This window comes from Paenibacillus sp. FSL H8-0261, assembly GCF_045040645.1.
Classification (GTDB): Bacteria; Bacillota; Bacilli; order Paenibacillales; family Paenibacillaceae; genus Paenibacillus_AQ.
Map to the genome: position 1 here is coordinate 153,888 of NZ_CP150297.1, position 19,788 is coordinate 173,675.

The 19,788-nt window shown below is 46.9% G+C and carries 17 protein-coding genes; 16 read left to right on the forward strand and 1 reads right to left on the reverse strand.

What is annotated here, in order from left to right; all coding sequences use genetic code 11:
* The first annotated feature begins 17 nt into the window (after positions 1–17).
* The gene (locus MHI27_RS00765; protein ID WP_405175368.1) at positions 18–1,172 is read left to right on the forward strand and encodes an acyltransferase; all 1,155 of its coding nucleotides are present in this window, start codon (positions 18–20) and stop codon (positions 1,170–1,172) included.
* A gap of 72 nt (positions 1,173–1,244) precedes the next feature.
* Here the strand turns inward: MHI27_RS00765 and gntK are convergent, their stop codons facing one another.
* A complete protein-coding gene (gene gntK, locus MHI27_RS00770) occupies positions 1,245–2,774 on the reverse strand; it encodes a gluconokinase (RefSeq protein ID WP_405176675.1) in 1,530 nt (509 codons plus the stop codon).
* A gap of 379 nt (positions 2,775–3,153) precedes the next feature.
* Here gntK and MHI27_RS00775 point away from each other — a divergent pair, with 379 nt between their 5' ends.
* From MHI27_RS00775 to MHI27_RS00845, 15 genes are all read left to right on the forward strand, one after another.
* Positions 3,154–4,371, forward strand: coding sequence for an ATP phosphoribosyltransferase regulatory subunit (locus MHI27_RS00775; protein WP_042193089.1), 1,218 nt, complete (start codon positions 3,154–3,156; stop codon positions 4,369–4,371).
* 69 nt (positions 4,372–4,440) lie between these two features.
* Positions 4,441–5,079: an ATP phosphoribosyltransferase gene (gene hisG / locus MHI27_RS00780; RefSeq protein ID WP_042123270.1), complete on the forward strand. Its 639-nt coding sequence runs from the start codon at positions 4,441–4,443 to the stop codon at positions 5,077–5,079.
* A 36-nt stretch (positions 5,080–5,115) separates the two neighbouring features.
* Complete coding sequence (gene hisD, locus MHI27_RS00785) at positions 5,116–6,426, forward strand: histidinol dehydrogenase (protein WP_405175369.1); 1,311 nt, start codon at positions 5,116–5,118, stop codon at positions 6,424–6,426.
* Entirely contained in the window at positions 6,413–7,021 is a 609-nt protein-coding gene (gene hisB / locus MHI27_RS00790) for an imidazoleglycerol-phosphate dehydratase HisB (RefSeq protein WP_036687073.1), read from the forward strand. The genes hisD and hisB overlap by 14 nt, the downstream gene beginning before the upstream one ends.
* A gap of 1 nt (position 7,022) precedes the next feature.
* Positions 7,023–7,646 carry an imidazole glycerol phosphate synthase subunit HisH gene (gene hisH / locus MHI27_RS00795; RefSeq protein WP_341050929.1) on the forward strand — a complete coding sequence of 208 codons (624 nt, stop codon included), beginning with the start codon at positions 7,023–7,025 and terminating at the stop codon, positions 7,644–7,646.
* A 42-nt stretch (positions 7,647–7,688) separates the two neighbouring features.
* The gene (gene hisA, locus MHI27_RS00800) at positions 7,689–8,426 is read left to right on the forward strand and encodes a 1-(5-phosphoribosyl)-5-[(5-phosphoribosylamino)methylideneamino]imidazole-4-carboxamide isomerase (RefSeq protein WP_405175370.1); all 738 of its coding nucleotides are present in this window, start codon (positions 7,689–7,691) and stop codon (positions 8,424–8,426) included.
* Between the two features lie 675 nt (positions 8,427–9,101).
* Positions 9,102–9,860 carry an imidazole glycerol phosphate synthase subunit HisF gene (hisF, locus tag MHI27_RS00805; protein WP_405175371.1) on the forward strand — a complete coding sequence of 253 codons (759 nt, stop codon included), beginning with the start codon at positions 9,102–9,104 and terminating at the stop codon, positions 9,858–9,860.
* The gene (gene hisIE, locus MHI27_RS00810; protein WP_340973647.1) at positions 9,857–10,573 is read left to right on the forward strand and encodes a bifunctional phosphoribosyl-AMP cyclohydrolase/phosphoribosyl-ATP diphosphatase HisIE; all 717 of its coding nucleotides are present in this window, start codon (positions 9,857–9,859) and stop codon (positions 10,571–10,573) included. The genes hisF and hisIE overlap by 4 nt, the downstream gene beginning before the upstream one ends.
* Positions 10,574–10,588: 15 nt before the next feature.
* Complete coding sequence (gene hisJ, locus MHI27_RS00815; protein WP_405175372.1) at positions 10,589–11,416, forward strand: histidinol-phosphatase HisJ; 828 nt, start codon at positions 10,589–10,591, stop codon at positions 11,414–11,416.
* Positions 11,417–11,439: 23 nt separating this feature from the next.
* Positions 11,440–12,390: a ribose-phosphate pyrophosphokinase gene (locus MHI27_RS00820; RefSeq protein ID WP_042123288.1), complete on the forward strand. Its 951-nt coding sequence runs from the start codon at positions 11,440–11,442 to the stop codon at positions 12,388–12,390.
* A 234-nt stretch (positions 12,391–12,624) separates the two neighbouring features.
* A complete protein-coding gene (locus MHI27_RS00825; RefSeq protein ID WP_076286824.1) occupies positions 12,625–14,361 on the forward strand; it encodes a tetratricopeptide repeat protein in 1,737 nt (578 codons plus the stop codon).
* Between the two features lie 40 nt (positions 14,362–14,401).
* Entirely contained in the window at positions 14,402–15,355 is a 954-nt protein-coding gene (gene trxB / locus MHI27_RS00830) for a thioredoxin-disulfide reductase (RefSeq protein ID WP_076299975.1), read from the forward strand.
* Between the two features lie 311 nt (positions 15,356–15,666).
* Entirely contained in the window at positions 15,667–17,094 is a 1,428-nt protein-coding gene (uxaC, locus tag MHI27_RS00835; RefSeq protein WP_405175373.1) for a glucuronate isomerase, read from the forward strand.
* A gap of 57 nt (positions 17,095–17,151) precedes the next feature.
* Positions 17,152–18,150 (forward strand): LacI family DNA-binding transcriptional regulator, encoded by a 999-nt coding sequence (locus MHI27_RS00840; RefSeq protein ID WP_340973653.1) that lies wholly within the window; start codon positions 17,152–17,154, stop codon positions 18,148–18,150.
* A 161-nt stretch (positions 18,151–18,311) separates the two neighbouring features.
* Positions 18,312–19,781 (forward strand): tagaturonate reductase, encoded by a 1,470-nt coding sequence (locus MHI27_RS00845; protein ID WP_405175374.1) that lies wholly within the window; start codon positions 18,312–18,314, stop codon positions 19,779–19,781.
* The last annotated feature ends 7 nt before the right edge of the window (positions 19,782–19,788 follow it).

The following is a 19,788-nucleotide window of genomic DNA, read 5'->3' on the forward strand; positions in this document are numbered from 1 at the left end:
TAACAGGAGGAAAGATAATGAGACAAAAAGAAAGAATTCCGCAGCTGGATATTTTTCGAGCGATTGCTATTTTTGCAGTGCTAGCTATTCATGCTACTTCGCGAACGTTGGCGGAGACACTAGGTACAAACATGTTTCATCCGTTCTTATTTATTAATAAATTCAGCCAGTTTGCTGTACCTTCATTCATATTTTTGAGTGGGTTCGTGCTGTTCTATAACTATATTGATCGTCCTCTGGGTGGAAAGACGCTGGGGAAGTTCTACAGTAGAAGGCTGCTTTATATTATCGTGCCTTATGTACTATTTTCACTGTTGTATTTTGCATTAAAAATGACGGCGGGACATACATGGAGTTTACCTCCAGGGGAGATGGCTTCTAAGCTTTGGAAGTATTTGTGGACAGGAACAGCATACACGCATTTGTATTATATTATTATCATTATTCAGTTCTACGTATTGTTTCCACTCATTCTGTGGTGTCTGCAAAAGGTTCGTCGTCTGGCGGCTTGGGCACCGCTAATCGGATTGGCTCTACAATGGGGTTTTGTGTTGCTGAATAAATACATGACTAATAACGGGTATTGGCAGTTGTCCAAGGGGAGTCTGGCAATCACTTATTTCTCGTATTTCTTGCTGGGTGCTGGGATTGCAGTATATTATCCTTCTTTGAAAAAATGGCTGGTACCTTCACGTGAAGGCTGGCGCGCCGGTAAAGGTCCGGTATGGATTACGTTGTGGTTGTTGTGGATCGTAGCTGGGGTTGTTCAAGTTGAGCTATGGTTTAACAACTATACGAAGAAAACAGTCATCAATAGTTTATGGTATGAGGGATTCTCTAACCTTCATGCGCTACTCTCTTGTGTGGTGTTGCTACAAGTCTCCTTCTTATTGTACGGAGCGGGCCGAAGCTTGCTCACAAGACTGTTGTTATCTGCCGGAGCTTGCTCTTTCGGAATCTATTTACTGCATCCGTTACTGCTATTTTTCTATAGAAAATTACCGTTTCACGGGGGTTCTCTTGCATATACCGCAGCGATTGCTGGGGGTTGGCTCTTTGCGTTGTTAGGTTCATGGGTGGTAGTGGCCTTTGCCTTCCGATATATTAAATCGGCTTGGATCATCTTCGGCTCGGGTCCACAGAAAGCAAAAGCAGAATCAAAAAGTGCATAGTCTATTGCAAGGAAATATAAAAGCGTCGGTTTGCCCACATATGAGGGCAAACCGACGCTTTTTATTTTTGCCTTATTCTCCAGCTTGTTCTCGCTGAAATTCTGCAATGGCTTGATACTGGCTTTCGAGACTACGGTAGACAGAAATATAGATCGGCAGTAGCTGCTTGTATATTTTGGTATGTTCATCCAATGGATCATGCTTATAGGTTGAACCAATCATGTCAAACACCACATCAAAGGAATCTACACGACCCGTAGCATAAAGGCCAAGTACAACCGCACCGAGGCAGGAGCTCTCGATACTCTCCGGAATGACAACCTCCTGATCAAAGATATCAGCCATCATCTGCCGCCACACTGAGGAGCGGGCGAATCCGCCAGTGGCAAGGATTCTGCTTGGGCGTCCGATTTGTTCTTCCATAGCAAGGAGAACCATATACATATTGAAGATTACGCCCTCTAGTACTGATCGAATCATATGCTCCTTATGGTGGTTCATAGAAAGGCCAAAGAAGGAGCCGCGGGCATCCGGATTCCACAGCGGCGCCCGTTCTCCAGTCAAGTAAGGATGGAATAAAAGTCCACCGCTTCCCGCAGGAACTTGCTCTGCAATACGAGTCAGAACCTCGTAAGGATCAATGCCTAGTCGTTTGGCGGTTTCAACTTCAGAGGCCGCGAACTCATCCCTTACCCAACGGAACAGCATACCACCATTGTTGACGGGTCCTCCGATTACCCAATGTTTTGGGGTTAAGTTATAACAGAAGGTCCGTCCTTTGGGATCGGTGAGCGCGTGATCCACTACGGTACGAATTGCTCCACTCGTACCAATCGTAGCGGCCACTACACCGGGTTCAATTGCACCTACGCCGAGATTGGACAGGACGCCGTCACTGGCGCCAATAACAAATGGGGTTGTAGGGAGCAGCAGAAGTTCCTCAGCTAGACCAGGGAGCAGCCCTTGCATGATCTGCGTGGTGGGAACAAGCCGCGAGAGTTGATCCGCTGTAATATGAGCAATCTCTAAAGCTTCTTTATCCCACTCTAGATTCTCTAGATTGAGCATGCCTGTGGAAGAGGCAATGGAATGATCGATGACGTATTCGCCAAACAATCTTGCGAATATGTATTCTTTAATGGAAATAAATTTATAGGTTTGCTGGAATACGTCAGGCTGCTCTTCACGAAGCCACATTAGCTTGGTGATCGGAGACATTGGGTGTATAGGTGTACCTGTGCGTAGATACAATTCATGACCGTTTAGCTCATCCTTCAAACGAAGTGCGCATCCGGCACTGCGATTATCAGCCCATGTGATGCAGGCAGTTAGGGCCTTACCCAGTTTATCAACTGCAATGACACTGTGCATGGCTGAACTGAAGGATACGAATAGGATTTCATCCGCAGATACACCGCTTTGCCGCATAACTTTAGAGATAGTATGGAAGACTGCACTCAGGATTTGTTCTGGGTCCTGCTCCGCTATTGAGGGTGAGGGCTGATGTAAGGGATATCCTACATTAGCTTGTGCAGCTATGGCTCCTTTTTCCTCGAAGAGAACTGCTTTGGTACTTGTAGTTCCAATATCAACGCCAATCATATAGGATTTAGTCACGCATTAGCCCTTCTTTCTAGTTGTAAGTAGATTTTTAGAACACTAATTACAGAATTATGAAGTACAATCATATTAGCTCATTATAGTATTGGATAAACGTGGAGGCAAAATAAAGGAATTCCCAAGTATTGGTTCGAAGTACATAAGTGTTTGATTTAGATTTTCTTTGTGAACAATTCAACCTAGGTAGACAAGCTTTAAGCATACAAGCATTAGAATGGAAGTCATAGCTTTACCCCGTTAGATTGACGAAAAAGCAGTGACCATGATACGATATTGAAAATACTTTAATTTGCTACCACTTTACCATAGTAAAGTAAATATAAACAGTATCTAATGATAACTGACGAGGTGAACAATGAAGATGTCCAAACCAAAGGGATTTGAGAAGCCGTCTGGCGTTCGGGACTATCTGCCCCGGGCCGTAACGAAATTACGCAAAATTGAGAATGATGTACTGCATTGCATGAGTCGCTGGGGTTATCAGCAAATGATGACTCCGACGCTAGAATATTACGATACAGTTGGCGTGGCTAGCTCTACGTCCGACCAAAAGCTTTATAAATTGCTCAACAATCGTGGTCAGGCGCTAGTGCTTCGTTCTGAAATGACAGCTCCGGTTGCCCGTGTTGTGGCATCTTTATTAAAGGATGAGCCATTGCCATTGCGGTTGTCCTATCACGCTAATGTTTTCCGTGCCATTGAGGAAGAAGCAGGGCGGGAAGCGGAGTTTTTCCAGACAGGGGTCGAGCTGGTAGGTGACGATTCACCTGAGGCTGATGCTGAAGTAGTGGCGCTCGCAATTTCATCTTTGCAGGCTGCGGGTGTGAAATCTTTTAAAATCGCTATGGGGCATGTAGGCTTTCTGAATGGATTATTTCAAGAGGCACTTCCACAATTGCCGGAGGCTCAGGAGGAGCTCAAAAGCCATTTGTTGGGCCGTGACTACGTCTCTTTTCGGGAGACCTTACGCCGGCTGGATCTGACGGAAGCTCAGAAGAATGAACTGGATGGACTGTTACGTTTGCGTGGAGGCAAGGAGATTTGTGGACAGGCGCTGGAGCTTAGCGATCATCCGCTTGCCCGTCATTCAATAGATCATTTATGCAAGGTGTGGGAGGTACTGGTCTCTTACGGCGTATCACAGCATGTGCTGATCGATCTGACGATGATCGGGGACTTCTCTTATTATACAGGGATGACTTTCGAAGGCTATGCAGCGGAATTAGGGTTTCCGGTATGTAGTGGAGGTAGATATGATAATCTCCTTCAGCAGTTTGGACGTCCGATCCCTTCTACAGGTTTTTCTTTAAAAACGAATCGTATTCTCGATGGTGTGGCTGGATCGAGCGAAGAGGAAGAGCTGCCTATCTTGATCCAATATGATGCTACTCGCAGAAAAGAAGGTCTGGAAGAGGCAACACGCTTACGGTCGGAAGGGCACGCAGTAGTGACTAGACTAGCAGCAGGTCCAGAAGAGCTTGAAACGGTGAAGCGTCTAGATACGGATACGATCGAAGCAGATGGTATGCGGTACGGCGAAATCTATACCTTTGTATCTTTTGTAAGTGAACATGGCTGAGATATCGCTAGTAAGAGTGAGCGGTTAAGATAAATTTTGTATGGAAATGGAAAAGGAGGCAACTTAACGATGGCACAGATTTTGAAGGTCGCTATGCCAAAAGGTCGGATTTATGAAAAGGCTGCTGAGCTGTTCCGCCAGGCAGGTCTCCCGATTCCACCGGATGGTGAGGCATCCCGCAAGCTTGTTATTCCGCTGCCTGAGGCAGGCATGGAGTTTATATTAGCTAAACCAGTAGATGTACCTACATATGTAGAATATGGTGTGGCCGACATTGGAATCGTGGGCAAGGACGTATTGCTGGAGGAAGATCGTGATGTATATGAGCTGCTTGATCTTGGCATCGCTCGATGCCGGATGTCAATCATTGGATTGCCGAACTGGCAGCCGGGGATTCAGCAGCGTGTAGCTACGAAATATCCGAATGTGGCATCAAAGTATTTCCGGGAGCAGGGACAGCAGGTTGAAGTCGTGAAGCTGAATGGTTCAATTGAGCTTGCGCCGCTGATTGGTCTCGCTGATCGTATCGTGGATATGGTAGAGACGGGCCAAACGCTGCGGGATAACGGATTAATTGAAATGAAGAGCATATTCGAAATTACGAGCCGTCTTGTGGCCAATCGTGTGAGCTATCGGATGAAAAATGAAGAGATACAGCAGCTGTGTGACCGACTACAGGCGGTTATAGGGGAACCAAATTTGCGGTAGGTGACAGATGTTAAGGGGTAAAGGGAGGAACCAGCGATGAAGGTTGTATCGAGCAAGGATTTTAAGCTAGAGCGAGAAGTCGAGTATGGAACGCCAGAGCAAAATCAGGCGGTAAAGGAAATTGTATTCGCGATTAAAAAAGAAGGAGACACGGCGCTTCTTCGCTACACGGAGCAATTTGATCGGGTCACGCTCACGCTGAATCAGCTGCGGGTAACGCCGGAAGAGCTTCAGGCGGCGTATGGCCGGGTAGAAGAATCTTTCGTATCCGCTATTCAAGCGGCTGCAGCCAATATCCGGGCTTTTCATGCTAGACAGAAACGGAATTCGTGGATGGATCTTCAGCCCGATGGCACGATTCTGGGACAGATTATTCGTCCGCTGAAGCGGGTAGGGGTATATGTTCCTGGTGGTAAGGCAGCTTATCCTTCCTCGGTGCTGATGAACGTGATCCCTGCACAGATCGCAGGCGTGCCGGAGATCGTTATGGTAACCCCGCCATCCACCGGCGGCAAAGAAGGGATTGATCCTTACATCCTGGTTGCTGCTGCAGAAGCAGGTGTGAATGAAATCTACCGTGTGGGCGGAGCGCAGGCGGTAGCTGCTTTGGCTTTTGGGACGGAGAGCATAGCGCCGGTAGATAAGATATGTGGGCCCGGCAATATATACGTTGCGCTAGCGAAACGCGAGGTATATGGTGCCGTGGACATCGACAGTATCGCGGGACCAAGCGAAATTGTCGTGCTCGCAGATGAGACCGCTGAGCCGGCCTATGTCGCAGCGGATCTGCTCTCGCAGGCCGAGCATGACGAGATGGCCTCGGCGATTCTAGTCACGCCATCGCAGAGCTTGGCGGATAGCGTGGCTGCTGAAGTGGAGCGTCAGCTACAGGAGCTGCCGCGACAGGCGATCGCCCGTTCATCCGTAGAAAATTACGGGGCGATCATTGTTGTGGAATCTATGGAGGAGGGAATCTCCGTAGTGAATCGTTTGGCACCAGAGCATCTAGAGATTGTTGTCGAGGATCCAATGGGCCTTGTGGGCAGCATCGAGAATGCTGGGGCGATCTTCCTGGGAGCGTATAGCTCGGAGCCTGTGGGCGACTATTTTGCCGGACCGAATCATATTATCCCGACCAATGGTACGGCACGCTTCTCATCGCCAGTGGATGTGGATGATTTTATAAAGAAATCAAGTCTGATCTATTACAGTAAAGAAGCCCTCCTGCGGGATGGAAAGACCATTATAGAGCTGGCGCGTCGCGAAGGGTTAGAAGGCCACGCACGAGCCATTGAGATTCGACTCAAGAACGAAGGAAAAGGTGGAGACGGATATGGAGAACAATAATGAACAGGCCTTGCGCCAAGCAGGATTAAGCCGTAAAACAAACGAGACGGATATCAAGCTGTCTCTTAACGTAGATGGAAGTGGAGTTTCCGAGCTGGAGACGGATGTTCCTTTTCTGAATCATATGCTGGACCTATTTACGAAGCACGGCCAGTTTGACCTGTCAGTACAGGCGCGGGGAGATATCGAAATTGATGATCACCACACGGTTGAAGACATCGGGATCTGCCTAGGTCAAGCGCTGCACGAAGCACTGGGTGATAAAAAGGGAATCAAACGTTATGCGAGTGTTTTTGTACCGATGGATGAGGCGTTGGCGCAGGTTGTGATCGATATCAGCAATCGCCCACACTTTGAATATCGCGCAACGTATCCTTCACAGCAGGTGGGCAGCTTTTCGACGGAGCTTGTTCAGGAATTCTTATGGAAGTTCGCGCTGGAAGCTCGGATTACGCTGCATGTGATCGTACACTACGGTTCTAACACACATCACATGATTGAGGCTGTATTCAAGGCGCTCGGACGGGCACTCGATGAAGCGACACTGATTGATCCACGCGTGAAGGGTGTGCCTTCTACGAAGGGAGTGCTGTAGCATGACTGTTGCAATCGTCGATTATGGCATGGGCAACCTGCACAGTGTGAGCAAGGCGGTAGAACGTCTCGGTTATGAGTGTATAGTGACGGGGGAAGCCGAGCAAATTCTTGCTGCTGATAGTGTCATTCTGCCTGGTGTCGGTGCATTTGGCGATGCGATGGAGCAGCTGCGGGAAAGCGGTTTGGATCTAGTGGTCAAACAGGTAGCTGCTGGAACCCAGCCGCTGCTTGGGATCTGTCTTGGTATGCAGCTACTGTTTAGTAGCAGTGAAGAGCATGGCAGCCATGATGGACTTGATATTCTCTCAGGCTCGGTGGTGCGTTTCGCTCCTAGAGATGGCTATAAGGTGCCGCATATGGGTTGGAACAAGCTGAGCTTTAGGCAGCCGCAAAGTCCGCTTTTTGCAGATCTTGATGAGGGTCATGTGTACTTTGTGCACTCTTATCATGCGCTTGTAGCGAATGAGAGTGATCTGCTGGCTGTCACCGATTATGGTTACCCAGTCACAGCTATTGTGGGGCAAGATAATGTGTTCGGCATGCAGTTCCACCCGGAGAAGAGCGGGGAGCTAGGCATCAAGCTGCTGGGAAATTTTTTGAAATTAAAGGGAGAGCGGGCGTAAGCTACGCTATAAATATAATGTAACGAAAGTGGGGAGCGCCAAATGTCTTCTTTTATTGTATATCCGGCGATTGATATCCGGGATGGAAAATGTGTCAGGCTGCAACAAGGGGATTACAGTCAGGAAACGATATACAATGATAGCCCACTGGAGGTGGCAAAATCATGGGAAGAGCAGGGCGGAAAGTTCATTCATTTGGTGGACTTAGATGGCGCGAAAGCAGGTCATCCTGTGAATGATGCGATTATCGGCGCTATTGCTGCTAATGCTAATGTGCCTGTTCAGGTGGGCGGTGGCCTTCGTAATCTTGCGGACGTGGAAAAATTGCTTGGGCTTGGCGTTAGTCGGGTTATTATCGGAACTGCTGCGATTAACGATCATGCTTTTACCGAAGCGGTATTGGCTAAATACGGTGATAAAGTAGCTATCGGCATTGATGCGCGCAACGGTTATGTTGCGACACATGGCTGGTTGAACACCTCTGAGGTACGTGCTGAGGATCTGGCTAAGGAACTGGCTGCAAAAGGAGCCGAGACGTTCATTTACACCGACATCTCCCGCGACGGGATGATGCAGGGTCCGAACGTGGAGGGCATTGTGTCCATGGCGAAGGTCAGCCGTAAAACGGTGATCGCCTCCGGCGGAGTCACCAGTCTTGATGATCTGTTACGTCTGAACGTACACAGCGGCAGCGGTGTGGGCGGAGCTATTGTTGGCAAGGCGTTGTACACGGGCAATATTGATCTTTCCAAAGCTTTGCAGGCGCTCGGGCAGAAGTAGTGCTGAGTATGTGCGTTAGTTGACGAACCTGACTAATTAACTCGTTCTTACTCTGTGAAAATCATATTTAGGGGTGCTGGTTGTATTTTGTGCAATAGAAAGCTGCTTAAAGAAGCTGAATGCTTATCTGACTGCACTTTGTACAATCCAAACAGTTCAAAGCTCTTATTTTTGTGGATTTCTCAGGAATCTATTGCACGAAATGCAACAGACGGCACAATTAGATTGTTTGAGGTCGATTCTATTGTACAGAATGCAATAGAACGTTGAACTAGGCTAATAAGCCACTAAGCTATTGAGCGACTAAGGTGGTTTCAGCTAAAGCCTGATGTGGAATCTGCTGCAATAAGTTAATTAAGCGGCAGGTTGGGCATTATTCCTTTGATAGTATAGGTGTACTTCATACAACTATTGTTCCAATTCAGAATCCTTTAGCTAACGGAGGGCTTGCTGGACGGACGGTGAAATAACTGCACATTGTGCAATTAAATGAACCGATTATATCATGAGCGCAAGCCCACAGATCGCCTATATGAATTTGGTCTTGCGGTTGTCGCGAGTCCGTCGTCCTACTAGGAGCAAGAATCGTGGGAACATAGTGATTATAGAGTGAGTGGAGCGGGATTTAGGGGGATCAAAATGTTTTAGGGAAACACATGGAAAGGGGGATTAATAATGTTAGCAAAACGTATCATCCCCTGTCTTGACGTTAAGGACGGACGGGTAGTCAAAGGCGTTAACTTTGTGAATCTGCGTGATGCCGGAGATCCGGTAGAGCTGGCAGCGCTGTATGACGGTGAGGGTGCAGATGAGCTTGTGTTTCTCGATATATCGGCTTCCGTAGAAGGCCGGGCGACCATGATTGAGGTTGTGCGGCAGACCGCAGGTGAAATCGCCATTCCTTTTACAGTGGGCGGCGGGATCTCTACACCTGATGATATGAAGCGGATTCTTCGTGCAGGCGCAGACAAAATCGGCATTAATACGGCTGCTATCACTAACCCACAGTTAATTCTGGAAGGTGCACGCCGTTTTGGTTCTCAATGTATTGTGGTAGCAATAGATGCTAAATATAACGAGGCATTTGGTGAATGGGAAGTGTATACACATGGTGGTCGCAAGCCCACTGGTATCCGTGCTCTGACCTGGGCCAAGGAAGCTGAAAAGCTGGGTGCAGGCGAGATTTTGCTCACAAGTATGGATGCAGATGGGACGAAAGATGGCTTCGACCTGAAGCTGACCTCAGCAGTAAGCGATTTACTTAGTATTCCTGTGATTGCTTCTGGCGGCGCTGGAAAGAAGGAGCATTTTTACGATGTATTTACGGAAGGGAAAGCCGATGCGGGACTGGCGGCGACCATTTTTCACTATAAAGAGATTGCCATTAACGACTTAAAGGCTGACTTGAAGCAAAAAGGGGTAGAGATCCGATGAGCGAAACAGAAAAGAATACATCCATTAGCCAAAAAGAAGCGCTGGCCGGCATTCGCTGGAATGAAGCGGGGTTGGTGCCTACCGTTGTGCAGGATGCTAACACACTAGAAGTTTTGATGGTTGCTTATATGAATTCGGAATCGTTGCAGCTCTCGTTGGAAAGTGGCCAGACCTGGTTCTGGAGCCGCTCACGCAGCGAGCTTTGGCACAAAGGTGGAACCTCAGGCAATACACAAGCGATTACTTCCATATCCTATGATTGCGATAGTGATACACTGCTCGTGAAGGTTGTCCCTGAAGGACCAGCTTGCCATACTGGAGCTACGTCATGCTTTTTCCGTGACATTCCTTTGAATAACCAAGCCGAGGAGTCTCAGAAATCGTTAGCTACTAGCCTTACGGATGGTGAGCGTTTTGCTGTTCTAGGTGAGCTGGAGCGCGTGATTGCTGAGCGGGAAGTAGAGCGTCCGGAAGGCGCGTATACAACTTATTTGTTCGATAAAGGTGTCGATAAGATCCTTAAGAAGGTAGGCGAAGAAGCCTCTGAAACGATTATTGCCGCCAAAAATAAAGATAATGCCGAGCTGCGTCTTGAAGTTAGTGATCTGATCTATCACTTACTAGTACTGCTACAGGAGCGCAAGCTTCCGCTGGATGAAATCATGGAAGAGTTGAGTACCCGCCACGAGCGCCCACGCCGGGACCAGTACTAGGGAGGGAACTGACGGATGCATATCGATTACCACACGCATCATGAGCGCTGCGGTCATGCCGTGGGCAAGCTTGAGGAGTATGTGCAGCGTGGGATACAGCTTGGTCTTCAGCAGCTAGGGTTATCCGACCACTTGCCGCTCATCCATGTTGATCCTGCTAGCTATTACCCTGAAATGGCCATGCCAATGGCTGAACTGCCTCGTTATGTGGAGGAATGCCTGACGCTGAAGGAACGCTACCGCGGAGTCATAGACCTGCGGGTAGGGCTGGAAGCAGATTATATTGAAGGCTACGAGGATCAAATTCGTGAGATTTTATCTCCTTACCCATGGGATTATCTGATAGGCTCTGTGCATTTTCTCGGGGAGTGGGATATCACGGATTATCGACAAGTTGATGGCTGGGAAGGCAAGGATGAACTAGAGGTATATCACCTTTATTATGATGCTGTAAAGAAGTCGGCGTTATCAGGATTATATGATATTATAGGACATATGGATGTTATTAAACGGTTCGGCTATGGTCCTCAGACACCAGAAGGTAAAGCAGAGGTGAGAATGCTGGAGCTGGAAACCTTAAAGGTTATAGCGGATAGCGGAATTGCCATGGAGCTGAATGCTTCAGGACTTACCAAGCCATGTGCTGAGATGTTCCCGGCGGAACATCTGCTACAGGAGGCTTTTAAGCTCGGTATACCACTTACGCTCGGCTCGGATTCACATGACCCTGCCAAGCTTGGTGACGGCTTGCAAGAGGCACGTAGCATGCTTTGGCACACAGGCTTCCGTGAGCTGGCTGTATTTGAGGGACGCCGTCGTACCACTGTTCCGTTCAAACTATAATTTATAATCCGCAGGAGGGTATTATGCATCATCAACAATTACGTATTTTTTCCGGTTCGTCGAATCCAAAGCTGGCGGCAGATATTGCAGAGCGACTTGGTGTTGAATTGGGGCAGATTAAGCTGACCCGTTTCATGAGCGGCGAGATTTACGTGCATTACGAAGAGAGCATCCGGAACTGCGACGTATTTTTGGTGCAATCCCTTTCCCATCCCATTAATGAGATGTTCGTGGAACTGCTCGTGATGATAGATGCTGCTAAACGGGCATCAGCACGTACAGTTAACATTATTGTGCCGTATTATGGATACGCTCGACAGGAACGTAAGTCTGCACCTCGTGAACCGATCTCGGCTAAGATGGTAGCTGATGTACTTACGACCGCGGGCGCAACCCGTGTAATCACTATCGATTTGCATGCAGCGGCAATTCAAGGATTTTTCAACATTCCGGTCGATCATTTGACTGCTCTCGATTTGATCAGCAGCCATTTGAAGGCCAAGGCTATGTCTGATTTGGTCATTGTTTCTCCGGATGCAGGACGTGCATCTATGGCTGAGAAGCTGGCAAATAAGCTGGATTCACCTTTTGCCATTATGATCAAGAAGCGTCCAGCCCATAATGAATCTGTAATCACTCATGTCATTGGTGATGTCGAGGGACGTACACCGATTATTATCGAGGACCTGATTGATACAGGGACTACCATCGTGAATGTGGTTGAGGGTCTGAAAGAGAGAGGTGCGAAGGACAGTATCGTCTGTGCAACGCATGGATTGTTCTCAGGACCTGCGCTGCAGCGGCTTGACCATCCCTCTGTTCAGGAAGTGGTCATTACTGACTCTATTGCGCTGCCAGATGATCATTCAAGTCGGTTTACGGTCTTATCGGTGGCACCGATGCTTGCACAAGCTACACGTATTATTCTTGAGGGCGGTTCGATCGATAAGCTTTTCAGAGACGCGGGAATTTAATTCCCCGTCTTTTTTATTTTTATGTGAAAAAGTTGCTGTTTGTGGAGTGGTAGAGTCTTTCTCAACTTGAGAATCTCGCGGTCACATGTGGTATACTGTGTGAAGATAGCCGCACCCATAAAGGGAACGGAATAGCGATTAAGTTTGGAGCTCCGGTATACCCCATTGGGCACCGTCCTCCTATTTTTTCGTTAGTATAAAAGGAAGCTTCTTATAAGGGGGTGCCTTGCTTCCATGATGGAGAGAACTTCAGAGTATGAGGAGAATGGTAATGTTATTCCTGTCACTCTGAATGCCAATTTTTTCTTTGAAAGAGCCGTTCGGTCCTTGGATCGCTTTCAATATGATAAGGCATTAAAGAATTTTCGCAAAGCTGTAGAGTACGAACCGGAGAACCCGGTAAATCATTGTAACGTAGCAGGCGTATTATCAGAGATGGGTAATTATGAGGCGTCTAACGACATTTTGACCCATGTGCTGGAGAATATTGATCCTGGAATGACGGAATGTTATTTCTATATGGCTAACAACTTCGCCAATATGGAAAGCTATGAGGAGGCAGAACGCTCACTTGTTACTTATCTCGAAGAAGATGTGAACGGTGAATTTCTGGCCGAATCGGAAGAGTTGATGGAACTTCTGCAATATGAGCTCGATCGTCCTGCACCACTTATCCGGATTAGAAGCCGGGAAGGGGTAATAGAGCATGAGCGGGCCCGAGCGCTGTTGGAAGAAGGCAAGTTTACACAAGCCGTAACTTTGCTTGAAGAGATTGTGAGCAATACGCCAGACTTCTTGGCGGCGCATAACAACCTAGCCCTTGCGTATTTCTATATGGGTCGTTTTACCAAAGCCAAAGAATGCATTATGCGGGTGCTTGAACAGGACTCTGGGAATTTGCACGCACTTTGTAACTTGGCGATCTTTTTGCAGTATGAAGGTGACCGCGGGCAACTGGCTGGATTATTACGTCTGCTAGAGACGACTATTCCTTTTCACCAGGAGCATTTATTCAAGATGGCCACTACGATGGGGATTCTGGGACGGCATAGAACCGCCTATGGTCATTTTCGGCGCCTGCTGAAAGATGAGGAAGTCGGCGGTGACGCCAGTTTGTACCATTACTGTGCGGCAGCAGCAAGTAATAGCGGTCTCTATGCAGAGGCTCAGCGTTGCTGGCAAAAAGCTGCTAAGCTGGATCCGGAATCGGCTGTGCCGAGATTTTTTCTGGCCCAACTGCAGCAAGCGCAGGGGGAAGGCAAGGCGTTGTCTCCAATCAGTTACAACTATCAGCTCCCCTTTCAAGAGCAGCTGAAGCTGTGGAAAGACAACAAAGGCAGCTTTGCTGAAGAGGTGCGGAATAATCCACTGCTTCGATCTTCCTTCTTCTGGGCACTTCGCTACGGTGATGCCAATACGAAGCTTCAGGTTACGGAAGCTCTGCGCTGGATTGAGGATGAAGAAATGTCCGAGATTCTACAAGGACTTCTGAAGCAACAGCCATTGCAGGAAGAAAAGCTGCAGGAAGCTGCGCTTCTGAGCCTGCAGCGACTGATTGGTAGTGTTCCGGAGGAAAATGTACTTCAGGAAGCCAAAGAAACTTCTAATGCGCGTCTGAAGGGATTGCCCGAATGGAGAGAAGATTGGCAAAAAGTCATCGACCAGACGGTAAGTATGATGGACCGGAGATTTGATGCCGTCCAGAAAAAAGATGCTGAATTACTTTGGAAGCAATTCGTGAGTAGCATATATCCAGATGTTCCTTTTATCCGTCAAACGGAAGGCTGGTGTGCTGCTTTAGAATATCTGATCGCAAAAATGCATAACCTTCCAGTCACCTACCGCGAGGTAGCTCAGCGTTATGACGTATCCGTGTCGATGGTCAGTCGTTATGCTCGGCGTATCGATGATGAATGTAGTTTTCAGGGAAGTGTGAGCGACAGTCTTCCCCCGTTTACTGAAAATATCTAAATTCTTGATGCATAAACCCTATTGTGAGGAGGCCACTGTTATGTACAAAACGATTGTAATCGGAACAGGCCCGGCCGGGCTTACTGCTGCTATTTATCTGGCACGTGCCAACCTTAACCCACTTGTAATTGAAGGGATGCAGCCAGGTGGACAACTGACAACGACAACGGAAGTGGAGAACTTTCCAGGTTTTCCCGAAGGGATTCTCGGCCCGGATTTAATGGACAACATGCGGAAGCAGGCTGAACGTTTTGGTGCTGAATTCAAGAATGGTTGGGTGGATTCAGTGGATTTTTCACAGCGTCCATTTAAAGTGACAGTAGATGGTTTGGGTGTATTAGAGGCAGAGTCGGTAATTATCTCTACCGGTGCTTCTGCCAGATATTTAGGAATACCAGGGGAGCAGGAGAATGTGGGCCGTGGGGTCAGCACTTGCGCTACTTGTGATGGCTTCTTTTTCCGGAACAAGAAGATTATCGTGGTCGGTGGTGGAGACTCTGCGATGGAGGAAGCCAGCTTCTTAACAAGATTTGCTTCTAGCGTAACCGTGGTTCATCGTCGTGATGAGCTCAGAGCTTCAAAAATTATGCAGGACCGCGCACGCGATAACAGTAAGGTTGTGTGGGCACTTAACCGTACACCGCTTGAAGTAACAACCGGCGAGTCTGGAGTTAAGGGACTGACGGTTCGCAACAATGTTACAGGGCTTGAAGAACTCATCGAAGCGGACGGCGTGTTTGTCGCTATTGGTCATACGCCGAATACCGGATTCTTGGGCGGTCAGATTACGACCGATACCAATGGTTATATTGTAGTAAATCCAGGTACTACCGAGACGAACATTCCGGGTGTATTCGCTTGCGGCGACGTACAGGATACCCGTTACCGTCAAGCGATCTCCGCAGCAGGGACTGGCTGTATGGCAGCAATGGACGCTGAGAAATACCTTGAAGGCACAATGGTACATGACTGGAGCGAAAACTTGGGTAGTTAATATAACTAAATTTAATCGGAATGAATTCAAGCAGGTGATCCTTATCTTAAAGGTCGCCTGCTTTTTTTTGTAGCAGGAAGCTGGGTGCTGTTGAAATAACTGTAACAATGTCTTTCGAAAAGGGCTTGCGCATTTTAAAAATACGTTTACAATAAGAGAGATAATGTTAACGTGAACAATTTAAACATATGTAGCAACGAAATTATTATAATTCAAAGAAATAACTGAGTTAAAATATCATGATTCGAAAAATGTTCACGTTAAATTAATTGTAACTCCCATTATGATTATAAAGGAGAGCAGCAAACCTCATGAGCAAAAAATTCATGGATGAGAACTTCCTGTTGTCGAGTGAAACCGCCATTAAGCTGTTTCATAATCATGCGAAAGATATGCCTATTATCGACTATCATTGCCACCTCAGTCCTCAAGAGATCTATGAGAACAAGACGTTCAACAATATTACCGAAGCTTGGCTGTATGGCGACCATTACAAATGGAGAGTGATGCGGGCAAATGGTGTAGAGGAGAAGTTCATTACTGGTGATGCTAGTGACTATGAAAAGTTCTTGGCATGGTCTAGAACCGTTCCTAAGATTATCGGGAATCCGCTCTATCATTGGACACATCTTGAGTTGCAGCGTTTCTTTGGAGTATATGATTTGCTAAATGAGGCTAATGCTCCGAAGATTTGGGCTGAAGTGAACAGACAGTTGCAAGGTGAAGGATATGGAGCGAGAGATCTAATTGTTAAATCGAAAGTAACTGTTGTATGCACCACCGATGACCCAGTAGATTCTCTGGAATATCATGAAAAAATCAGCAGCTTGAGTGGATTCGATGCCAGCGTAGTTCCGGGGTTTCGTCCAGATAAAGCCCTTGAGATTAATCGTCCTACCTTTAAGCCTTGGGTAGCCCAGCTAAGCGAAGTCTCAGGAATGGATGTTGAGAATTATGGTCAGTTTCTAGAAGCATTGGAGAGCAGAGTGAGATTCTTCCATGCCAGAGCGGGCCGTGTATCCGATCATGCTTTGGATGCAGTAATGTTTGAGCCTGCTACCTTGGAGGAAGCTACGGCTATATTCAACAAAGCTCTTCGTGAAGGCACTGTAAGTGAGAGAGAAGAAAAGAAATATAAAGGGTTCACATTAGTATTCCTTGGCAAATTGTACAACGAGCTGGATTGGGCGATGCAATTCCATATCCATGCGCTACGTAATAATAACAGCGTAATGTTCGGACGACTCGGCCCTGATACCGGCTATGATTCGATTAATGATGGCGTGATTGCTAAACCGCTGGCAGGTCTGTTAGATGCGCTGGATCGTGAGAATGCGCTGCCTAAGACGATTTTGTACTCGCTGAATCCAAATGATAACCATGTCATTGCTGGTTTAATGGGCTGCTTCCAAGGCGGCGGAATTCCAGGGAAGATTCAATTCGGGACGGCATGGTGGTTCAACGATAACAAGGATGGCATGCTGGAACAGATGAAGACGCTTGCTAATCTAGGTGTACTTAGCCAGTTTGTCGGAATGTTAACAGACTCCAGAAGCTTTTTATCATATACCAGACATGAGTATTTTAGAAGAATTCTATGTGATCTTGTAGGTTCTTGGGTAGAGAATGGAGAAGCCCCGGATGATATGGAACTGTTAGGCGGTATGATTGAGAATATCTGTTACAATAACGCTGATCATTATTTCAATTTCTCGAAACAGGCATTGGTGACTAGGTAATCGTTATGATATCCTTACATGGAAGAGCCAAACCCGTTTGATAAGGAAGGTTGACCCATGGCACCTACAATCAAGGATATCGCCAAACTGGCGAATGTTTCACATACAACTGTATCAAGAGCACTTAACAACAGTCCCCTAATTAAAGAAGTTACACGTAAAAAAATTGCCGAGATCGCTGCGCAAGTGGGTTATGTCCCCAATTACAATGCCAAAAGCCTTGTGATGCAGCGGTCATACACCATTGGCTTGTTCTTCACGAGTATCGCCAACGGCACCACGTCTGGTTTCTTCTCTGATACGATTCGTGGTGTAAATAGTGTCATAGATGTAGAGTATAATCTGTTCATCCGTGGGATCGACGATTATGCGGAATATTCCTCTATTCATCACAAACGCTTTGATGGAATTATTCTAATGAGCCAGAGTGAAGCAGATAATAAATTCATTTACCATGTTGTCCAGCAAGGCATTCCAATCGTTGTGCTGAATCGGCAGATAGATGATCGCTCCATTATTAATATCATCTCGAATGACCGGGAAGGCGCTTATCATGCAGGCAAACACCTGATTGAGTCCGGGCATCAAGACATTGCGATCATTGAAGGTGTTGAGGGCTTTAAATCCACGCAGGAACGCAGAGACGGTTTTATAAAAGCTTTGATTGACCATAATATCCCTGTTCGTAACGATTATATGAGAAATGGTAATTACGATATGCAAAGTGGATATGAGGCGATGGGCAAGCTGCTAGATTTGGAAAAACCGCCGACGGCAGTATTCTGTTCCAATGACGATATGGCGATCGGGGCTATGAAAGCTGTGTTTGAGCGCGGGCTGCAGGTGCCGAACGATGTTTCTATTGTTGGTTTTGATGATATTGGATTTTCGCTCTTTGCGAATCCTTCGCTTACCACAGTTAAACGTCCTATTGAGAAGATCAGCGAGCAAGGAGCCCGCAAGCTGCTAAGCTTAATTAAAGAACCTTTGGAGAATGACGGGCTAACCTCGATTGATACGGAGTTTATTGCGAGAGAATCGGTTAGGAAACTGTAGAAGCAAAAGCTGCGCATAGCAGCTTGATCCTTTCACTTGTGAAGGATTTTGAACTAAAATTTTCACGTGTGCATAAATTAATAAAATAGTAATAAAAATATTGTCTTATAAAGTATATTTAATTAGTTTTACGTGTGCATTTATAAATAGGAGGCGTTTATATGAACAGATTAAATAGTGATAGTTGGAGAGCTTACAAGCAATATCCTGAGAAGGTTCTGCAATTTGGAGAAGGCAATTTCATGCGCGCTTTTGTAGATTGGCAGATTCATACCATGAATCAAAAAACGGATTTCAATGGTGGCGTGGTGGTTGTACAACCGCTGGGCAACGGACTTGCAGAAATGCTAAATGCTCAGAACGGTTTATATACGCTTTATCTCCAAGGAATCAAAGATGGAGCAGCGGTAAAAGAACATGAGGTCATCAACTGTATTACACGGACGCTTAATCCTTTTGCCCAGCATGAGGAGTATATGAAGCTTGCCGAGAATCCAGAGCTGCGCTTTATCGTGTCCAACACCACTGAGGCGGGAATTGCTTTTGAAGCGGGCGACAAGTTAACCGATGCTCCGCAGAGCAGTTTTCCAGGTAAACTGACGGCCTTATTGTATAAGCGTTTTGAATTTTTTAACGGTGATGCTTCTAAAGGTTTTATCATCATTCCGTGCGAGCTGATTGACCGAAATGGGGATGAGCTTAAGAAGGTTATTTTGAAATATGCTGACCTGTGGAATCTGGGAGAGGGCTTTGTAAACTGGATGAATGAAGCCAACACCTTCTGCTGTAGTTTGGTAGATCGCATCGTTCCTGGATATCCAAGAGACACCATCGCTGAGATTACGGAAGAATTGAGCTATGAGGATAAGCTGGTCGTTGTCGGCGAGCAATTCCATCTTTGGGTGATTGAAGGACCGCAGTGGATTAAAAAGGAGTTCCCGGCTGAACTAGCAGGTCTTAATGTGCTGGTGGTGGATGATATGGCCCCTTATCGCACTCGTAAAGTGAGGATTTTAAACGGAGCTCATACAGCTATGACACCAGTAGCGTATTTGTACGGCATTGATACGGTTGCCGAGGCCATTGAGCACGAAGAGGTTGGGGCGTACGTGAAGTCCTTAATCTACGATGAGATCATTCCGACGCTGGATCTGCCGGTAGAGGAATTGAATTCTTTTGCAGACGCGGTATTGGAAAGGTTCCTGAACCCTTATGTGCAGCATTACTTGATGAGCATCTCCCTTAATTCTATCTCGAAATTTAAGACAAGAGATCTGCCTTCTTTATTGCAATATGTAGAGTCCAAAGGACAATTGCCCGAGAAGCTTGTTTTCTCAATGAGTGCATTAATTGCCTTCTATAAAGGACGTAGAGGGGAAGAAGAGATTCAGCTGGCGGATGATGCGGATATTTTGGAATGGTTCGCCTCCTTGTGGGGAGGATGGGATGGCACAGACACTGGGTTACGGGCACTGGCTGTCGAGGTATTAGCAGCGACAAATCGCTGGGGCTGTGACCTGAATGAAGTGGCTGGTCTTACTGACAAGGTGACAGAAGGGCTCATTGCGATTGAGAGAACAGGTATGAAGCAAGCGCTGCAAGCGTACGTGAAGAGACCTGCACACAACTAATACACAG